This window comes from Kitasatospora terrestris (assembly GCF_039542905.1).
In the GTDB taxonomy this organism is placed as follows: Bacteria; Actinomycetota; Actinomycetes; order Streptomycetales; family Streptomycetaceae; genus Kitasatospora; species Kitasatospora terrestris.
Genome location: NZ_BAABIS010000001.1, coordinates 5183503 through 5201754 on the forward strand (window position 1 = coordinate 5183503; position 18252 = coordinate 5201754).

Sequence of the window (18252 nt, forward strand, 5' to 3'; positions counted from 1 at the left end):
GGAACCCGGCCGGGCCCCCACCATGCTGATACCGCCATTAAATCGGACAAAAGGTGGTGGCGGTACCGTCCGGGCGCGATCTTCCGCCCGGGCCCGACATGTTTGTACCGGTTGTGTGACAACTAGGCGCCGAGTCGCGCCCTGAGCTGGGCCTCACCCGGCAGGGTGACCTCGATCAGGCAGCCGCGGCCGGCCTCGGCCACCCGGATCTCGCCGCCGTGCAGGTCCACCGCCCAGCGGGCGATGGCCAGCCCCAGGCCGGTGCCGCCGTCGCTGCCCGGGCCGAGCGCGGTCGCGGAGCCGCTGCGGCCGAAGCGCTCGAAGACCCGCTCGCGGTCGGCGGCGGGGATGCCGGGGCCCTGGTCCTCGACCTCCAGCCGCAGGGCGCCGGGCCGCTGACCGGCCCGGGCCCGCACGGTCACCGTGCCGCCGGCCGGGGAGTGCTTGCAGGCGTTGTCGACCAGGTTGGCCACCACCTGGTGCAGCCGCTCGGGGTCGGCCACCGCGCTCAGGCCGGACGGCTCGACGTCCAGGGCCAGGCGCAGGTCGCCGCGCCGCGCGTACGCGCCGCCGGCGGTGGCGCCGTCCACGGTCACCCCGCGCAGCACGCCGTCCAGGAACGGGCGGACGTCGAACGGGCGGGCGTCCAGCGGCACCACGCCGTCGTCCAGCTTGGACAGGTCGAGCAGGTGGGTGACCAGCCGGCCGAGCCGCTCGGTCTGCTCCAAGGCCGCGCCCAGGCTCTGCGGGTCGGGCTTCACGACCCCGTCCACCACGTTCTCCAGCACGCCGCGCAGTGCGGCGATGGGCGTGCGCAGCTCGTGCGAGACGTTGGCGATCAGCTCCCGGCGGTGCCGGTCGGCGGCCTCCAGGTCGGCGGCCATCAGGTTGAAGGTGGCGGCCAGCTCACCGATCTCGTCGCGGGAGGAGGCGTCCACCCGGGCGCTGTAGTCGCCCCGGGCCATCGCCCGGGCGGCGGCCGTCATGGCGCGCAGCGGAGCGGTCAGGCCGTGCGCGAGGAACTGCATGAAGAGCAGCGAGGCGATGGTGGAGAAGATCATGATGATCCGGATCTGGGTCTCCGACCGGATCGCGACCACCACCATCCCGGTGGCCAGCACCACGGAGACGACCACCAGCAGGGCGAGCTTGCCCTTGATCGAGCGGACCGGGTCGAACGGCCGCATGTCGGCCCACACGCGGCGCGCGGCGCGCGCGGCCAGGCCGGGGCGCGGGGAGCGCTCGGCGTCCCCGTTGCGTTGCTGAGGAAAGGTCATGGCAGGTCCCGAGTCCGTGTGGCCGTCTTGCTCCGCGCGGCGATGGGCCCCCCGGTGGCCCATGCCGTCCGCGCCGGCCTAGGAGAGCGGGGCCTCCAGGGCGTACCCGACGCCGTGCACCGTGCGGATCCAGCTCGCGCCGATCTTCCGGCGCAGCGCCTTCACGTGGCTGTCGACCGTGCGGGTGCCCGAGGCGTCCGTCCAGTCCCAGACCTCGGCGAGCAGCTGCTCGCGGGTGAGCACCGCGCGCGGCTGCGCGGCCAGGCAGGCGAGCAGGTCGAACTCGGTGGGCGTCAGGTGGACGTCCTCCGTGCCCAGCCGGACCCGGCGCTGCACGTGGTCGATCTCCAGTTCGCCGAAGCGGAGGCTGCCGAGCGCCGGGGTCCGCGCCGCCTGCTGGGCCCGCTCCACGCGGCGCAGCAGCACGTTGACCCGGGCCGCCAGTTCGCGCATCGAGAACGGCTTGGTCATGTAGTCGTCCGCACCGACGCCGAGGCCGACCAGCAGGTCCGTCTCGTCGTCGCGGGCGGTCAGCATCAGCACCGGCACCGGGCGCTGGGCCTGGATCCGGCGGCACACTTCGAGGCCGTCGAAGCCGGGCAGCATGATGTCGAGGACCACCAGGTCCGGCTGCCAGGTGTGGAAGCCGTCCACCGCGCCGGGGCCGTCGTGGGCCACGGCGACCTTGAAGCCCTCCGCGCCCAGTCGGGCCGCGATGGACTCCGCGATGGTGGGTTCGTCCTCGACCACGAGCACCCGACGCTGAGTGCCCACCGGGCCGTTGTTGAGGGTTTCCTGCTGCATTTCTGTCACGGTCACGCCACCGCCCCCAGGGCTGCGGGCCGGCTGCCTGTGGGGACAGCGGGCTCCGCGTCGTAGTCGTCTTGTTCCGTCGTGGGCTGTGCCCGGCCCGCCCTTGTGCAGCGTACGGACACCGCGTGTGTTCCGGCAGGTGAACCGGACACTTCAGGCGGGCACGGGCCGATACCTTACCTGCCCAAAATCTCCCCCGTAACGGTGCGTATACCCCCCCGTCGGGCTCTCGCCCAATGCCCGCACGGCTACTCGTGCGTAAGCGGAGGGCTGGTACGGACCAAGGGGGAGAAGGAAGCGGTACGCATCGTTCCACTCTTCACAGGACTTCCTCAGCAGACTCCCAGGACCGCGACGTATCGTGGTCACGTCAAGGCGCGTCAGACCCGGACGGGGAGGTGCGATGGCCGGCACCCGGGCACTGCCGCGCCTCGCGCGCGCCCTCGGCCGGGGTGTTCCGACGCCGCGCCGCAACCCCTTCGCGCTGGGGTACCTCGCCCTGCTGCTCGGCACCACGCTGTTCGCGCGCTTCGCGGACCCCGGCCTGGTGCAGCGGCTGCACCAGGCCTCCAGCAGCGACGCCCACAACCTCTTCGTCCACCCCGTGCGGGCCCTGCTGTTCAGCGGGCTCTGGGTGGCCGGACCGGTCTGGCTCCCCTACTTCTGGGCCTTCCTCTTCACCGTCGCCCCGCTGGAGCGCCGGATCGGCGGGCTGCGGGCGGCCGGCGTCCTCGCCACCGGGCACGTCGGGGCCACCCTGCTCTCCCAGGCCGTCGTGGTCGCCGCCGTCGCCGCCGGCCGGGCCCCCGCCGCCGACCTCGACGCGCTGGACATCGGCGTCAGCTACGGCGTGCTGACCAGCCTCGGCGCGCTGGCCGGCCTGCTCCCGCCGCCCTGGCGGGCGGCCGTGCTGGCAGGTGCCGCGCTGTTCGTCGGCCGCCAGGCGCTCGCCGACGGCGACCTGGTCACCGCCGTCGGCCACCCCGCCGCGCTCGCCGCCGGCGTCGCCCTCTGGCCGTTCCTGCGCCGCCGCGACCGCGCCCGGCCCGCCCGGCCGCGGGGCGCCCTGGTGCTCGCCGACGCCCAGCGCTGATCGCTCACGGCGAACAGCCGGCCGGGAACATCCGGGGCCCGCCAAACCTTAGTCAGGTCAGCTCAACTTCACTGACTGGGGAGAGATCATGGCATCGACGTCCACTCCGCTCACCCTGCCGGTCCTGCCGCTCGACGACGAGGTCGTGCTCCCCGGCATGGTCGTGCCGCTCGACCTCAAGGACACCGAGGTCCGCGCCGCCGTCGAGGCCGCCCGCTCGGCCGCCGGCGCCGCCAAGCCGCAGGTCCTGCTGGTGCCCCGGCTGGACGGCTCGTACGCCGCGGTCGGCACCCTCGCCACCGTCGAGCAGGTCGGCCGGCTCGCCGACGGCGACCCCGCCGCCCTGGTCCGCGCCGTCCGCCGGGTGCGGATCGGCACCGGCACCACCGGCCCCGGCGCCGCGCTCTGGGTCGAGACCGGCCCGTTCCGCGAGTCCGACCCCGGCCTCCCGGTGGCCGGCCGCGCCGCCGACCTGGTCAAGGAGTACAAGGCGCTCTCCACCCAGTGGCTGCGCAAGCGCGGCGCCTGGCAGGTCGTCGACCGGGTCGCCGCCATCGACGGCGTCGGCGAGCTCGCCGACAACATCGGCTACGCCCCCTTCGTCACCGCCGAGCAGAAGCTCAAGGTCCTGCTGGAGGCCGACCGGCTGGCCCGCCTCGAGTACGCCCTCGGCCTGCTCCGCGACCACCTCGCCGAGGAGGAGGTCAACGACAGCATCCGCAAGGACGTCGAGGAGGGGGTCGCCAAGCAGCAGAAGGAGTTCCTGCTCCGCCGCCAGCTGGAGGCCGTCCGCAAGGAGCTCGCCGAGCTGAACGGCGAGTCCGGCACCGAGGAGGACGACTACCGGGCCCGGGTCGAGGCCGCCGACCTGCCCGAGAAGGTCCGCGAGGCCGCCCTCAAGGAGGTCGACAAGCTGGAGCGCTCCAGCGACCAGTCGCCCGAGGGCTCCTGGATCCGCACCTGGCTGGACACCGTGCTGGAGCTGCCCTGGAACGAGCGCTCCGAGGACGCCTACGACATCGCCGGCGCCCGCGCCGTGCTGGACGCCGACCACGCGGGCCTGACCGACGTGAAGGACCGGATCGTCGAGTACCTGGCCGTCCGCAAGCGCCGTGCCGACCAGGGCCTCGGCCTGATCGGCGGCCGCCGCGGCGGCGCCGTGCTCGCCCTGGTCGGCCCGCCCGGCGTCGGCAAGACCTCGCTCGGCGAGTCGGTGGCCCGGGCGATGGGCCGCTCCTTCGTCCGGGTCGCACTCGGCGGCGTCCGCGACGAGGCCGAGATCCGCGGCCACCGCCGGACGTACGTCGGCTCGATTCCCGGCCGCATCGTGCGGGCGATCAAGGAAGCCGGGTCGATGAACCCGGTGGTGCTGCTCGACGAGATCGACAAGGTGGGCTCCGACTACCGGGGCGACCCGGCCGCCGCCCTGCTCGAAGTCCTCGACCCGGCGCAGAACCACACCTTCCGCGACCACTACCTGGAGGTCGAGCTCGACCTGTCGGACGTGGTCTTCCTCGCCACCGCCAACGTGCTCGAACAGATCCCCGAGCCGCTGCTCGACCGGATGGAACTCGTCCGGCTCGACGGCTACACCGAGGACGAGAAGGTCGTCATCGCCCGCGACCACCTGCTGCCGCGCCAGCTCCAGAAGGCGGGGCTGAGCGGCGAGGAGGTCGCCGTCGACGAGACCGCGCTGCGCAGGCTCGCCGGCGAGTACACCCGCGAGGCCGGCGTCCGCACCCTGGAACGCTCGATCGCCCGCATCCTGCGGAAGGTCGCCGCGCAGGCCGAGCTCGGCGAGCGGCAGCTCCCCGCCGCGATCGGCGCGGACGACCTGCGGGCCCTGATCGGGCGGCCGCACCACACCCCCGAATCCGCACAGGAACCCGCCGAGCGGCGCACCGCCGTCCCCGGAGTGGCCACCGGCCTCGCCGTCACCGGCGCCGGCGGCGACGTCCTCTACATCGAGGCCTCGCTCGCCGACGCCGAGACCGGCTCGACCGGGGTGATCCTCACCGGGCAGCTCGGCGACGTGATGAAGGAGTCCGCCCACATCGCGCTCTCCTACCTGCGCTCGCGCGGCGCCGAACTGGAACTCCCGGTCACCGGGCTGCGGGACCGCGGCATCCACCTGCACGTCCCCGCGGGCGCCGTCCCCAAGGACGGGCCCAGCGCCGGCATCACCATGACCACCGCGCTCGCCTCGCTGCTCTCCGGACGCAAGGTCCGGACGGACGTCGCGATGACCGGTGAGGTGTCGCTGACCGGGCGGGTGCTGCCGATCGGCGGCGTGAAGCAGAAGCTCCTCGCCGCGGACCGGGCGGGCGTCACCACGGTGATCATCCCCAAGCGCAACGAGCCCGACCTCGACGACGTCCCCGCCGAGGTCCTGGAGCGGCTCACCGTCCACGCGGTGGCCGACGTGCGGGAGGTGCTGCAGCTGGCGCTGGAACCGGCGGAGGTTCTGATCGGGGCGTGAACCGACAGGGGTGCGAGGAACTGCGCGACCGACCATCGCTCTACCCGAGTGCATGGCGTGGCGCGCAGTTCCTCGCGCCCCTTGCGAGGCACTCCTTGAGTGCGGAAAGGTTGGCCCATGCATCGCCACGCGTACCTGAGCCGTCGACTGACCGTCGACCTGGCGTACGCGTGCTCCGCGATCTGTCACCGCGCGTTCTAGCGCGGTGTCCCCGCCCGGCCGCGGCCGGGAGTGCGTCCGGGTGTGTGCACCGCCGTGCGGTCGACCCATCCCCTTCTCCGTACTCAGACGGGACACCCATGCGCCTCGCGCTGCCCATGCGCGCCGCCGTACTCGCGGCCGCCGCGCTCCTCACCCTCTCCCCGGCGCCCGCCGGGGCGTCGGCCGCGCCGTACGCGCCGCTGCCGCCGCACAATCCGTACGCCGGGCCGGACGGCACGGCCACGATGCACGGCGACACCGGCTCCTCGGACGCGACCCCGCTGCCGGGCCCGCCCGCCGGGTCGCTGGGCTCGCACCGCACGGCGCTCGCGTCCGCCTGCCCGACCGTGCTGGTCGGCGCGGACGGGTACCCGGTGGCGCTGTGCACGGAGATCTTCGGCCGGACGCCGACCGTCCACCTGCTCGACCCGGCGGGCGGCGGTTCGCTGGCGGAGCTGTCGCTGCCCAAGGGCTCCCTGCTCGGCGGCGTCTACGCGTACCTGGACCACCAGGACCGGCTGGTCGCCGTCGACGGCGACCGGGACCTGGTGCGGGTCGGCCACCGCCGTACCGCGGGCGGCGGCTGGCAGCTGACCGTCGACAGCCGGCTGTCCCTGGCCGGGGCGGTGCCGGAGGGCGACGCGGTGACCGGGGTCTCGCCGGACTGGCAGGGCCGGGTCTGGTTCGCGACCGGTCGGGGCGTGGTGGGCACCGCCGACGACCGGACCGGCGCGGTGCGGACGCTCGCCCTCCCGGCGGGCGAGCAGGTCGCCAACTCGATCTCCACCGCCCCCGAGGGCACGGCGGTCGCCACCACGCACGCCGGTTACCTGCTGACCGCCGACGCCGACAGCACCCCGCGGATCGCCTGGCGGCAGCCGTACGACCGCGGCCCCGGCCGCAAGCCGGGCCAGCTCAGCTGGGGCACCGGATCGACCCCGACGTTCTTCGGCCCGCGCACCGGCACCGACTACCTCACGCTCGTCGACAACGCCGCCCCGACCGTGAACCTGCTGGTCTACCGCACCGCCGACGGTTCGCCGGTCTGCTCCGTGCCCGTGCTGCGGGCGGGCGGCAGCGGCAGCGAGAACTCGCCGATCGCGGCGGGCAACGCGGTGTTCGTCGCCTCCACCTACGGCTACCCGTACCCGGCGCTGCCGGAGGGCGCGGGCGCGAGCGTCCCGGCGTCGGGCACGTACTACGGGGGGCTGTCGCGGGTCGACGTCCGGGCCGACGGCAGCGGGTGCGACCTGGTGTGGGACAACAAGGTGCGGTCCGCCGCGGTGCCCAGGCTCTCCACCGCGGACGGGCTGATCCACACCGTGCTGCGCCGCCCGGTGATCCCCGGCACCTACGGCACCTCGGAGCTCGATCCGTACGACTACGCGGAGATCGACCCGGCCACCGGGAAGGTGGTGCGCACCGAGTGGCTGGGCAGCGGCTTCCTCTTCGACACCCTGCAGATGGTGGGCTCGATCGCTCCCGGGGGCGTGGTGCTGCAGGGCACCACCACCGGGGTGGTCCGGATCGCGGCCGACTGAGCGCACGCGGGGCCGGGGCGTGCGACACTGCGGGACATGCCGTCGCTCACACAGCGCGCCCTGGCCCGGGTGCCCGGTCGCTACCGCCCGTTCCTGGTCAAGCACCGGAAGCTGGTGAAGTTCCTGGTGGTCGGTGGCACGTGCTTCCTGCTCACCATGCTGATCAACTTCACGCTGAAGCTGACCGTGCTGAGCCACAAGCCGGTGGTCGCGCTGACCATCGCCACCGTGATCACGACGATCATCTCGTACGTGCTCAACCGCCAGTGGTCCTTCCGGGCGGCGGGCAAGCAGCGCGAGGCGGCGCTGTTCTTCGTGGTCAGCGGTCTGGCGGTGCTGGTGAACGACCTGCCGCTGATCGCCTCCCGGTACGTCTTCGACCTGCGCGAGCCGGACGTCTCGCACCTCACCCAGGAGGTCGCGGACTTCGTCAGCGGCATGATCATCGGCACCCTGGTCGCCATGGTGTTCCGCTACTGGGCGATGAACCGCTTCGTCTTCACCCGGCTCTCGGCGCGCGCCACCGGCGACCAGGCCCGCGAGCCCGAGCACGTCTGACCTCGCTACGCTGCCGGACACGGCGATCACGGGGGTCGGAACGGGGTGAGCGGGATGCAGGTGCGCGGCGGACCCGCCAGTCAGCAGGGCATGCGCCGAGCCAACCTGGCGCTGGTGCTCGGCGAGATCGCGGCCGGGCCCAAGTCACGGGCCGAGGTGGCCGCGCGGACCGGGCTGACCAGGGCGGCGGTCTCCTCACTGGTGGACGAGCTGGCCGCCGGCGGCCTGGTCGCCGAGAGCGGGCCCGCCGTGCCGAGCGGCAAGGTCGGCCGACCGGGCACCGCGCTGGTGCTGGCCCCGGACGGCCCCGCCGGCCTCGGCGGCGAGATCGGCGTCGAGCACCTGGCCGCCTGCGTGGTCGACCTGCGCGGCGAGGTCCGGGAGTGGCGGCGGCGGGACGTCCGCAACCGCGACCGGACGCCGGAGGCGGTCCTCGCCGACCTCGCCGAGCTGCTCCGCGAGGTCTCCGACGCGGCCGGCCTGACCCCGGCCGGGATCGCCGTCGCCGTGCCCGGACTGGTCGGCGCGGCGGAGGGCGTCGTGGTCCGGGCGCCCAACCTGGGCTGGTCCGAGGTGGCGGTCGCCGCGGGCCTGCGGCCGGCCCTGCGGCGGGCCGGCGCCACCGGGCTGGCCGGCCTGCCGATCGGGATCGACAACGAGGCCAACCTCGGCGGGCTCGCCGAGCACTGGCTGGGCGGGCGGCCCGACTCCTTCTGCCACCTCTCGGCCGAGGCCGGCATCGGCGCCGCCCTGGTCGTCGACGGGCGGCTGCTGCGCGGGGCCAGGGGCTTCGCCGGCGAGCTCGGTCACGTCCCCGTCCGGCCGGACGGGCCCGACTGCCCGTGCGGCGCGCGCGGGTGCCTGGAGCAGTACGCGGGCGAGCAGGCGGTGCTGCGGGCCGCCGGGCTGCCCGGCTTCGTCGACGACTGGGTGGGCGAGCTGGCCCGCCGGGCCCGGGCCGGCGACGCCGCGGTCCGGGAGGCGCTGGCCGCCGCCGGCACCGCGCTCGGGATCGCGGTCACGGGAGCGGTGAACCTGATCGACCCGGCCGAGGTGGTCCTCGGCGGCGGCTACGCGGAGCTGGGGGAGTGGCTGCTGCCCGCGATGCGCGACGAGCTGGCGGCGCGGGTCACCGTCCGGCCGTGGGACGACGGCTGGCTGACCGTCTCCGAGCTGGGCCGCCGGGGCCCGCTGCTGGGGGCCGCGGTGGGCGTGGTGCGCGCGGTGCTGGCCGACCCGGGCCAGGACTGAGGCGGTCCGGGCCGGGACCGGACCGACCCGCGCCGGGACCGGGCCGACCCGGACCGCGGACTCACGCGGGCTTCTCCGCCCGGCCGGCCTGCGGCCGGCGCAGGACGGCGAGGAAGGTGACGCCGACGCCGACGGCCGCCCAGGCGGCGAGGACGAGCAGCGGCACGGCGATGCCGGTGGAGCCGAGGTAGGCGATCGAGCGGGCGACGTCGGTGCCGGCGCCGTTGGGGATCCAGGCGCCGATCGCCCGCCAGAACGCGGGCAGCAGCGGCGGCGGGAACACCCCGCCCGCGCTCGGGTTGCCGAGGACGACGAAGATCAGCACCGCGAGCCCGATCCCGACCACGTCGAACAGGCACTGCAGCGACATGGTGATCGCCCCGACGCTGAACACCACCAGGGCCCCCAGCCACCACAGCGCGACGGTCGACCCGGGCAGCGCGCCCAGGACCGGCCCGATGATCAGCGCTCCGCCGAGTCCGGCGGCGACCGAGTACAGCGCCAGCGTGCCGAGCCGCAGCACCGCGCGGCCGGTGTTCGCGGGGCGCGACCCGGCGCTGATGCCGAGGATCGAGGCGACCAGGTAGCCGCCGACGCACCAGCCGATCACCAGGTAGAACGAGGACAGCCCCTCGGCGTCGCCCTCCGCGAGCGGGATGGTGTCGTCGACGACCACGGTGCGGCCCTGGGCCTTGTCGACCTCGGTGACGATGGTCTCGGCGGCCGACGCGGCGGCGGGGCCGCGGGCGTCGGCGACGAGCAGGGTGTCCTGGGTGCCGGCGGGGTCGACGATCCAGGCCGCGTAGATCTTCTGGTCCTTGATCCGCGCCTCGGCGGTGGCCCGGTCGGGGGCGGTGGAGGCACGGACGGCGTCGTCGGGGACCGATTCGAGGGCGGCGACCAACCGGGGGGTGAGCTGCTCGGGCGCGACCACGGCGATGGAGAGTTCGTGCGGGCGGGGGTGGTGGAGGGCGCCGACGTACGAGGTGATGAAGCCGAGTTGGAGCAGCAGGACCCCGATGACCAGCAGCGCGGCCCGCGGGGTCACCGCGTCCTTGAGGTCGGTGGCGAAGCTCCGTCGCGGTTCGGCCATGGTGGCGGCTCCCCTGTGAATCCGTTGGCATAGGCGCAAAATCAAATACTTCATACCATGAAACAGTTGCCGGACCGGGGAGGCGCCGGCTGCGCGATACTGAGCGCCATGAGTGGTGACGCGGCGGCGGAGACGGCCTTCCTGGCGGTGGAGCGGGAGGTCGGCGTGCTGTTCCGGCGCGGCCGGGCGCGGGCCGCGGAGATGTCGCGGATGGTGCACCCCTCCCTGGAGGGCGTCGCCTACAGCATGCTCGGCTTCATCTGGCAGGCCGGGCGGGTGCGGGTGACCGACATCGGGCTGCACTTCGGCGTGGGCAAGGCGACGATCAGCCGGCAGATCAAGGTGATCGAGGAGCTCGGCCTGGTGGTCCGGGAGGCCGATCCGCAGGACGGGCGGTCGTTCCTGGTCTCGCTGACGCCGGACGGCGAGGCGCGCTTCCTGGCGGCGCGCGAGGTGCGGCTGGAGCGCCTGCGGCGGCTGCTGGGCACCTGGGAGACGGTGGACGTCCGGCAGTTCGCGCAGCTGCTGGAGCGGTTCAACACGCTCACCGACGAGTCCTGAGGCCCACTGTCCGGCCTGCCCCGACCTGCTTCGACCCGGAGAAGGTTGCCTGGGTCAACTGTCTGCGTATAGTTGCTTGAGGCAACGAAATTTAGGCCGAAGGACCCGAATGACCCACCGCCAGGTACTCAAAGCACTCTCCGGACTCCTGCTCGGCCTCTTCGTGGCCGTGCTCTCCTCGACCGTCGTCTCCAACGCCCTGCCGCGCATCCTCACCGACCTGCACGGCGGCGAGTCCGCGTACACCTGGGTGATCACCGCGGCGCTGCTCTCGATGACCGCCTCCACCCCGCTCTGGGGCAAGCTCTCCGACCTGCTCAGCAAGAAGCTGCTGGTCCAGGTCGCCATGGGGATCTACGTGGTCTCCTCGGCGCTGGCCGGGCTCTCCCAGAGCACCGGCGCGCTGATAGCCTGTCGCGTCCTGCAGGGCATCGGCGCCGGCGGAGTGATCGCGCTCGGCCAGATCTGCCTGGCCGCGATGGTCCCGCCGCGCGAGCGGGGCCGCTACAGCGGCTGGTTCGGCGCCGTCTTCGCCCTCGCCACCATCGGCGGACCGCTGATCGGCGGCGTCATCGTGGACACCGACTGGCTCGGCTGGCGCTGGTGCTTCTACGTCGGCATCCCGTTCGCCGTGCTGGCCGTCCTGGTGCTGCAGCGCACCCTGAACCTCCCCGAGCAGACCACCCGCAAGCCGCGGATCGACTACCTCGGCGCGCTGCTGATCACCGCCGCCGTCAGCCTGCTGATGATCTGGATCAGCCTGGCCGGCAAGGACTACGCCTGGCTGTCCTGGCAGAGCGCCGCGATGGTCGGCGGCGGACTGCTGCTCGCCGTCGCCTTCGTCGCGGTGGAGCGCCGGGCCGCCGAGCCGATCGTCCCGCTCGACCTGTTCCGCCACCGCACCGTCGCGCTCGCCTCGATCGCCAGCGCGCTGGTCGGCATCGGGATGTACGGCGCCACCACCTTCCTCGGCCAGTTCTTCCAGCTCGCCAAGGAGAAGACGCCGACCCAGGCCGGACTGCTCACCCTGCCGATGATCCTCGGCCTGGCTCTCTCCTCCACCGTCGCCGGAAGGCTGATCACCAAGTACGGCAAGTGGAAGGCCTACCTGGTCGGCGGCACCGTGCTGCTCACCGCCGGGCTCGCCCTGCTCGGCGGCATGCGGGACGACAGCCCGTACGGCTACCTCGCCGCCGCCATGGCGATCACCGGCATCGGGCTCGGACTGACCAGCCAGAACCTGGTGCTCGCCGTGCAGAACACCGTCCCCCGTCACGAGCTCGGCGCCGCCAGCTCGGTGGTGACCTTCTTCCGGACGATGGGCGGGGCGATGGGCGTCTCCGCGCTCGGCGCGCTGCTCGGCAACCGGGTCTCCCACTACCTCGCGCAGAACCTCGCCGGGGCGGGCGTCCAGCCGTCCGGCGGCGCGGGCCTCGGCGGCGGGGAGATCCCGGACCTGCACCGGCTCCCGGCGGGGGTCGTGCCGCTGGTCACCGACGCGTTCGGGCACGGCGTCGGGACGGTCTTCCTGGTGGCGGCGCCGTTCGCGCTGCTGGCGGTGCTCGTCGTGCTCGGCGTCCGGGAAGTGCCGCTGCGCACGACGGCCCAGTAACGCGGACGGGAAAGGGGCGCCGGGCTCGATCGAGCCCGGCGCCCCTTTCGGCGTGTTCGCTACTTGTTGGCGATCAGCGAGATGCCGTAGAGCACCACGCCCGCGCAGGCGGCGAAGCAGAGGGTGGCGGCGGCGAGGGCCGGGAAGGCCTTCGCGGCGGAGCCGCCCGACTCGACGACGCTGTCACGACGGTTCAGGGCGAAGATGCCCAGGGCGAAGACCAGGACCACCGCGAGGGTGATGCCGAGGCTGACGCCGGCGGTCTGGGCGAGTGCGGCCCACTTGATCTGCATGGCGGACGTCCTCTCAGGCCGCGACGGTGGTGGTGGCGGCGGTCGGGCCGGTCGGCGCGGGGCCGGCGATCTCGACCTCGGTCACGTCGTTGACGTTGTCGGCGTGGACCGGCTGGCGGCGGGAGACGACCCACATCGAGCCGGCGCCGATCACCAGGGCGGCGCCGACCAGGGCCACGCCCCAGTCGCCCTTGTCGGCGACGAAGGCGGCGATGCCGGCGACGGTGGCGGCAGCCGGCAGGGTCAGGCCCCAGGTGTAGACCATGCGGCGGACCATGCCCCAGTTCAGTCGGCCGGACGGGCCGCCGAGGCCGGCGCCCATGATGCCGCCGGAGCAGACCTGGGTGGTGGACAGGCCGTAGCCCATGTGCGAGGACGTCAGGATGACGGTCGCGGCCGCGGTCTCCGAGGAGAAGCCCTGCGGGGGCTTGATGTCCGCGAGGCCGGAGCCCATCGAGCGGATGATCCGCCAGCCGCCCATGTAGGTGCCGACCGCGATGGCCGCGCCGGCGCTGACGATCACCCAGGTCGGCGGCTGCGCGCCCTTGGGCAGGGCGTTCGCGGAGATCAGGGTCAGGGTGATGATGCCCATCGTCTTCTGGGCGTCGTTGGTGCCGTGGGCGAGCGAGATCAGCGAGGACGAGAAGATCTGGCCGCGCCGGAAGCCCTTGTCGGTGGCCTTGCGGTCGCCGCGGCGGGTGATCAGGTACGCGACCTTCGTGGCGCCCCAGGAGGCGAGGCCCGCGATGATCGGGGAGACGACCGCCGGGATCAGGATCTTGGAGACCACGGTGGTGAAGTTCACGCCGTGCAGGCCGACGCCGACCACGGTGGCGCCGATCAGGCCGCCGTACAGGGCGTGGGAGGAGCTGGAGGGCAGACCCTTGAGCCAGGTCAGCAGGTTCCAGAGGATGGCCCCGACCAGCGCCGCGAAGATGATCGACGGCTGCAGGCCGGTCTTCTCGTTGACGATGCCGCCGGAGATGGTGGTGGCGACCTTCACCGAGAGGAACGCTCCGGCGAAGTTGAGGACCGCTGCGATGGTGACCGCGACCTTCGGCTTCAGGGCGCCGGTGGCGATGGAGGTGGCCATCGCGTTGGCGGTGTCGTGGAAGCCGTTGGTGAAGTCGAAGGCGAGCGCCGTGACGATCACGACGGCCACCAGGAACGTGATGTGTTCCATACCCAAACAATCGTCGTAGTTGGCGGACTGACGTTGTTGTCCTCGGCGACCGTAGGGACGGATGGTGAACGGAAGGTGAACTGGCCGCGGATTCGCGGTTCTGATGGTTGCGAGGGGGTTGCGGAGAAGATGTGAAAGCGTGGAGACGCCTGCACTGATCAGCTCGTTTGTCCGCCAATGTCCGGTCCGGCAGGGTTTGGTGAGACCTGCCTCACACTGTCCCCCGGCTTTCTGAGAATTCGTCCCCAGCGGGCCGGGCGGCCTGCCGCCGAGTGGGTGTCGCATGGCAGGATCGGGCGGGATCGAACAGCACAGAGCGGGGGAGGCCGGGCCGATGGGGGCGGGGCAGCGTACGGAGTCGACGGGCCTGCGGCCCTGGGTGCGGGCGGCGATGCGCTGCGGCGCGGTCCTCGCGGCCGCGGTGCTGGCACTGCCGCTGGCCGGTGCCGCGTACGCGGCACCGCAGCCGGACGGGCGGCCGACCGTCTCGGCGGGCGCCGACCCGCTGGCCGACGCCAAGGCCACCCTCGGGCCGATGCTCGACCGGCTGCACGAGCTCTACCAGCAGGCCGAGGCCGCCACCGAGCAGTACAACGGCTCGGTCGCCAAGCTGAACGAGCTGCAGGAGCGCGTCGCGGACCTCCGCAACGGCGTCGCCCGGCAGCAGCTCGCGGTGGACGCCGGCACCGACCTGGCCTCCCAGCTCGCCGCCGCCCAGTACCGCAACGGCCACGCCTCGGAGATGGCCGAGCTGCTGCTCGCCAAGGACCCGTACGAGGCCGTGGTGATGGCCGAGCTGCTGGACTCCGCCGGCCGCTCGCAGTCCGCCTTCCTGGACCGGCTGAAGGCCGACCGGGCGGCGCTCACCGCGCTGCAGGCGCAGACCGAGCAGGCGCTGGGGGACGTCCAGGCGACCGCCACCCAGCAGGAGGCCGCCAAGGCCGACGTGGCCAAGCGGCTGAACGACGTCGAGCAGATGGTCACCTCGCTGACCGGCGCCCAGCGCAGCGAGCTGGAGCAGCTGGAGAAGCAGCAGGCAGACCAGGCGCAGCTGGCCTTCCTGGCCTCCGGCGCGCTGGGCAAGGGCGAGCGCACCCCGTCCGAGGCCGGCCGCAAGGCCGTGGCCTGGGCGCTGGGCCAGCTCGGCAAGGACTACGTGTGGGGCGGTGCCGGGCCGGACGTCTTCGACTGCTCGGGCCTGACCTCGCAGGCGTGGCTGCACTCCGGCCGCCCGATCCCGCGGACCAGCCAGGAGCAGTGGGCGCAGCTCACCCGCGTGCCGCTGAACCAGATCCGCCCCGGAGACCTGATCGTCTACTTCGGCGGCGCCACCCACATCGGGATGTACATCGGCGGCGGCCTCATCGTGCAGGCCCCGCACACCGGCGACGTGGTGAAGGTGTCGCAGATCGGCGCGATGCCGATCCTCGGCGCGGTCCGGCCGGACCCGGAGGCGGGCGCGGACGACAAGGGCGGCGCCTGGAAGGTGCCGGACGTCCCGATCGGCCCGGTGCGGATCGCCCCGGCCAAGCCGTCCACGCTGCCGACGCCGCCGGCCACCGGGCCGACCCCGCCCGCGCAGCCGACCACGCCGGCGCCGGGCGGGAGCGCCACCGGCAGCCCGTCGGGCACGCCCTCCGGGAGCGGGACGCCGAGCGGGACGCCGACCGGCTCCGCGAGCGGTTCGGCGAGCGGGCAGCCCAGCGCCACCGGCACGCCGTCCGGGACCGGCACGCCGAGCACCGGGCCGACGCCGGCCTCCCCGAGCGCCAGCGCGCCCGCGGTGCTGTCGGCGAGCGGGAGCGTCCGCGCCACCGAGGGCTGAGCACGGCCGGGGCCGCCCCCGCGGGGGCGGCCCCGGCCTGCTCGTCGGCCTCAGACCCCGGCGCTGTCCGGCTCGAACCGGATCACCACGGCCTTGGAGGTCGGGGTGTTGCTGACGTCCGCGGTGGAGTCCAGCGGCACCAGCACGTTGGTCTCCGGGTAGTACGCCGCCGCGCCGCCCCGGGCGACCGGGTAGTGCACCACCTTGAAGTGCGGGGCGCGGCGCTCCACGCCGTCCGTCCACTCGCTGACCAGGTCCACGTAGCCGCCCTCGGCGAGGCCGAGTTCGGCCGCGTCCGCCGGGTTGACCAGGACCACCCGGCGGCCGCCGGTGATGCCGCGGTAGCGGTCGTCCAGCCCGTAGATCGTGGTGTTGTACTGGTCGTGCGAGCGCAGCGTCTGCAGCAGCAGCCGGCCCTCCGGGACCTCGGGCGCGGTCAGCGGGTTGACCGAGAAGTTGGCCTTCCCGGTCGCGGTGGGGAAGGTCCGGCTGTCGCGCGGACCGTGCGGCAGGGCGAAGCCGCCCGGGCGGCGGACCTTGGCGTTGAAGTCGTCGAAGCCCGGGACGACCCGGGAGATCCGGTCGCGGACCGTGTCGTACGAGTCGCCGAACTCCTCCCACGGCAGCCCGTCCTGCGGGCCGAGCACCGCCCGGGCCAGCCGGGCGACGATCCGGACCTCGGAGAGCAGGTCGTCGGCGGGCGGGCGCAGGCCGCCGCGCGAGGAGTGCACCATGCCCATCGAGTCCTCGACGGTGACGAACTGGGCGCCCGCCGCGGTCCAGTCCCGGTCGGTGCGGCCCAGGGTGGGCAGGATCAGGGCGCGGGCGCCGGTCACCACGTGCGAGCGGTTCAGCTTGGTCGAGACGTGCACCGTCAGCCGGGTGGAGCGGATCGCCGCCTCGGTGGCCAGCGTGTCCGGGGTCGCGGCGACGAAGTTGCCGCCCATCGCGAAGAACACCTTCACCCGGCCGTCCCGCATCGCACGGATGGTGTCCACCGAGTCCAGGCCGTGCTCGCGCGGCGGCTCGAAGGAGAACTCCTTGCCCAGCGCGTCCAGGAACGCCGCGGTCGGCCGCTCGAAGATGCCCATCGTGCGGTCGCCCTGCACGTTGCTGTGACCGCGCACCGGGCAGACGCCCGCACCCGGGCGGCCGACGTTGCCGCGCAGCAGCAGGAAGTTGACCACCTCGCGGATGGTCGGCACGGCGTGCTTGTGCTGGGTCAGGCCCATCGCCCAGCAGACGATGATCTTCTGCGAGCCCAGGACCAGCTCGGCCAGCTCCTCGATCTGCGACCACGGCAGGCCGGTCGCGGCGAGCACCGCCTCCCGGTCGGTGGCCGCCGCGTCCGCCCGGAACTCCTCGAAGCCGTGGCAGTGCTCGGCGACGAAGGCGTGGTCGACCGCGTCCCTCTCCAGCAGGATCCGGTTGAGCGCGCGGAACAGCGCCAGGTCGCCGCCCAGCCGGATCTGCAGGAACAGGTCGGTCAGCTTGGTGCCGACGCCCGCCAGGCCGCGGGCGTTCTGCGGGTTCTTGAACCGCTCCAGACCCGCCTCCGGCAGCGGATTGACGCTCACCACCTTCGCGCCCGCGCGCTTGGCGCGCTCCAGCGCGGACAGCATCCGGGGGTGGTTGGTGCCCGGGTTCTGACCGGCGACGATGATCAGGTCCGCCTGGTACAGGTCCTTCAGGCTGACGCTGCCCTTGCCGACCCCCAGCGTCTCGGTGAGCGCCGAGCCCGAGGACTCGTGGCACATGTTCGAGCAGTCCGGCAGGTTGTTGGTGCCCAGGCGCCGGGCGAACAGCTGGTACAGGAACGCCGCCTCGTTGCTGGTCCGGCCCGAGGTGTAGAACGCGGCCCCGTCCGGGGTGTCCAGCGCGTTCAACTCCTCGGCGACCAACGCGAACGCCTCGTCCCAGGAGACCGGGGTGTAGTGCGTCGCGCCCTCGTCCAGCAGCATCGGGGTGGTCAGGCGGCCCTGCTGGCCCAGCCAGTAGCCGGAACGCTCCGCCAGCTCGGCCACCGGGTGCGCGGCGAAGAACTCCGGCGTGATCCGGCGCTCCGTCGCCTCCTCGGCGACCGCCTTCGCGCCGTTCTCGCAGAACTCGGCGGTGTGCGTCTTCCCGGGCTCCGGCCACGCGCAGCCCGGGCAGTCGAAGCCGTCCGGCTGGTTCACCTTGCGGAGCGTGGCGAGCACCCGCTTCGGGGACATCTGCTCGGACGCCATCCGCAGGCTGTGGCCCACGGCGGGCAGGCCGGCCGCAGCGTGCTGCGGGGCGCCGACGCGCGGCGCGTCCTGCGCGGGATCGCTCTGCGGGGCCTGCTTGGCCATGACCGGGTACCTCCTGCTCCACGGGACGAGCGCCGTTGCCGTCCCACCGCCCATCCTTCCACCGCCGCCCCGCCCCGGGAGCCCCGGGTCGCACCGCCCCACCGGGGCCCCGGGTGCCCACGGGGCGGCGGCGCTCGGG

At 73.6% G+C, this 18252-nt stretch carries 14 protein-coding genes; 8 read left to right on the forward strand and 6 right to left on the reverse strand.

The genetic code is table 11. The features are described 5' to 3' along the window. Positions 1–122: 122 nt before the first annotated feature. Positions 123–1277: a HAMP domain-containing sensor histidine kinase gene (locus ABEB06_RS23945; protein ID WP_345698943.1), complete on the reverse strand. Its 1155-nt coding sequence runs from the start codon at positions 1275–1277 to the stop codon at positions 123–125. A gap of 78 nt (positions 1278–1355) precedes the next feature. Further along, complete coding sequence (locus tag ABEB06_RS23950) at positions 1356–2081, reverse strand: response regulator transcription factor (RefSeq protein ID WP_345698944.1); 726 nt, start codon at positions 2079–2081, stop codon at positions 1356–1358. A 412-nt stretch (positions 2082–2493) separates the two neighbouring features. Between ABEB06_RS23950 and ABEB06_RS23955 the strand changes: the two genes are divergently transcribed. The 5 genes from ABEB06_RS23955 to ABEB06_RS23975 all read left to right on the forward strand — a co-directional run bounded on the left by ABEB06_RS23955 (position 2494) and on the right by ABEB06_RS23975 (position 9213). Further along, positions 2494–3183 (forward strand): rhomboid-like protein, encoded by a 690-nt coding sequence (locus tag ABEB06_RS23955; protein ID WP_345698945.1) that lies wholly within the window; start codon positions 2494–2496, stop codon positions 3181–3183. Between the two features lie 88 nt (positions 3184–3271). Continuing rightward, positions 3272–5662, forward strand: coding sequence for an endopeptidase La (gene lon / locus ABEB06_RS23960; protein WP_345698946.1), 2391 nt, complete (start codon positions 3272–3274; stop codon positions 5660–5662). A gap of 299 nt (positions 5663–5961) precedes the next feature. Beyond that, positions 5962–7404 (forward strand): hypothetical protein, encoded by a 1443-nt coding sequence (locus ABEB06_RS23965; RefSeq protein WP_345698947.1) that lies wholly within the window; start codon positions 5962–5964, stop codon positions 7402–7404. 36 nt (positions 7405–7440) lie between these two features. Continuing rightward, the gene (locus tag ABEB06_RS23970; protein ID WP_345698948.1) at positions 7441–7962 is read left to right on the forward strand and encodes a GtrA family protein; all 522 of its coding nucleotides are present in this window, start codon (positions 7441–7443) and stop codon (positions 7960–7962) included. 90 nt (positions 7963–8052) lie between these two features. Beyond that, positions 8053–9213, forward strand: coding sequence for an ROK family transcriptional regulator (locus ABEB06_RS23975; RefSeq protein ID WP_345698949.1), 1161 nt, complete (start codon positions 8053–8055; stop codon positions 9211–9213). A 61-nt stretch (positions 9214–9274) separates the two neighbouring features. Here ABEB06_RS23975 and ABEB06_RS23980 read toward each other — a convergent pair whose 3' ends face one another. Further along, complete coding sequence (locus ABEB06_RS23980; protein WP_345698950.1) at positions 9275–10306, reverse strand: DUF3533 domain-containing protein; 1032 nt, start codon at positions 10304–10306, stop codon at positions 9275–9277. 108 nt (positions 10307–10414) lie between these two features. On the opposite strand from ABEB06_RS23980, the gene ABEB06_RS23985 reads away from it, so the two are divergent. After that, the gene (locus ABEB06_RS23985; RefSeq protein WP_345698951.1) at positions 10415–10867 is read left to right on the forward strand and encodes a MarR family winged helix-turn-helix transcriptional regulator; all 453 of its coding nucleotides are present in this window, start codon (positions 10415–10417) and stop codon (positions 10865–10867) included. Positions 10868–10976: 109 nt separating this feature from the next. Beyond that, positions 10977–12479 carry a DHA2 family efflux MFS transporter permease subunit gene (locus tag ABEB06_RS23990; RefSeq protein WP_345698952.1) on the forward strand — a complete coding sequence of 501 codons (1503 nt, stop codon included), beginning with the start codon at positions 10977–10979 and terminating at the stop codon, positions 12477–12479. A gap of 59 nt (positions 12480–12538) precedes the next feature. Here the strand turns inward: ABEB06_RS23990 and ABEB06_RS23995 are convergent, their stop codons facing one another. Together ABEB06_RS23995 and ABEB06_RS24000 are read right to left on the reverse strand one after the other, a co-directional pair. Continuing rightward, on the reverse strand, positions 12539–12772 hold the full coding sequence (locus ABEB06_RS23995; protein WP_345698953.1) for a hypothetical protein: 234 nt from the start codon (positions 12770–12772) through the stop codon (positions 12539–12541). A gap of 13 nt (positions 12773–12785) precedes the next feature. Then, positions 12786–13955, reverse strand: coding sequence for an inorganic phosphate transporter (locus tag ABEB06_RS24000; protein WP_345698954.1), 1170 nt, complete (start codon positions 13953–13955; stop codon positions 12786–12788). Positions 13956–14289: 334 nt separating this feature from the next. Between ABEB06_RS24000 and ABEB06_RS24005 the strand changes: the two genes are divergently transcribed. Then, positions 14290–15780 (forward strand): C40 family peptidase, encoded by a 1491-nt coding sequence (locus ABEB06_RS24005; RefSeq protein ID WP_345698955.1) that lies wholly within the window; start codon positions 14290–14292, stop codon positions 15778–15780. Between the two features lie 50 nt (positions 15781–15830). On the opposite strand, the gene ABEB06_RS24010 is transcribed toward ABEB06_RS24005, so the two are convergent. Further along, complete coding sequence (locus ABEB06_RS24010; RefSeq protein WP_345698956.1) at positions 15831–18113, reverse strand: FdhF/YdeP family oxidoreductase; 2283 nt, start codon at positions 18111–18113, stop codon at positions 15831–15833. Positions 18114–18252 lie beyond the last annotated feature (139 nt).

What these genes read in the sequence shown, in the direction of transcription:
- ABEB06_RS23950 (WP_345698944.1), bottom strand. Translation starts at nt 2,081, where the DNA reads ATGCAGCAGGAAACCCTCAACAACGGCCCGGTGGGCACTCAGCGTCGG.
- ABEB06_RS23995 (WP_345698953.1), bottom strand. Translation starts at nt 12,772, where the DNA reads ATGCAGATCAAGTGGGCCGCACTCGCCCAGACCGCCGGCGTCAGCCTC.
- ABEB06_RS23975 (WP_345698949.1), top strand. Translation starts at nt 8,053, where the DNA reads ATGCGCCGAGCCAACCTGGCGCTGGTGCTCGGCGAGATCGCGGCCGGG.
- ABEB06_RS23970 (WP_345698948.1), top strand. Translation starts at nt 7,441, where the DNA reads ATGCCGTCGCTCACACAGCGCGCCCTGGCCCGGGTGCCCGGTCGCTAC.
- ABEB06_RS23955 (WP_345698945.1), top strand. Translation starts at nt 2,494, where the DNA reads ATGGCCGGCACCCGGGCACTGCCGCGCCTCGCGCGCGCCCTCGGCCGG.
- ABEB06_RS24005 (WP_345698955.1), top strand. Translation starts at nt 14,290, where the DNA reads ATGGGGGCGGGGCAGCGTACGGAGTCGACGGGCCTGCGGCCCTGGGTG.
- ABEB06_RS23985 (WP_345698951.1), top strand. Translation starts at nt 10,415, where the DNA reads ATGAGTGGTGACGCGGCGGCGGAGACGGCCTTCCTGGCGGTGGAGCGG.
- ABEB06_RS23980 (WP_345698950.1), bottom strand. Translation starts at nt 10,306, where the DNA reads ATGGCCGAACCGCGACGGAGCTTCGCCACCGACCTCAAGGACGCGGTG.
- ABEB06_RS24000 (WP_345698954.1), bottom strand. Translation starts at nt 13,955, where the DNA reads ATGGAACACATCACGTTCCTGGTGGCCGTCGTGATCGTCACGGCGCTC.
- ABEB06_RS23990 (WP_345698952.1), top strand. Translation starts at nt 10,977, where the DNA reads ATGACCCACCGCCAGGTACTCAAAGCACTCTCCGGACTCCTGCTCGGC.
- ABEB06_RS23965 (WP_345698947.1), top strand. Translation starts at nt 5,962, where the DNA reads ATGCGCCTCGCGCTGCCCATGCGCGCCGCCGTACTCGCGGCCGCCGCG.
- lon (WP_345698946.1), top strand. Translation starts at nt 3,272, where the DNA reads ATGGCATCGACGTCCACTCCGCTCACCCTGCCGGTCCTGCCGCTCGAC.
- ABEB06_RS24010 (WP_345698956.1), bottom strand. Translation starts at nt 18,113, where the DNA reads ATGGCCAAGCAGGCCCCGCAGAGCGATCCCGCGCAGGACGCGCCGCGC.
- ABEB06_RS23945 (WP_345698943.1), bottom strand. Translation starts at nt 1,277, where the DNA reads ATGACCTTTCCTCAGCAACGCAACGGGGACGCCGAGCGCTCCCCGCGC.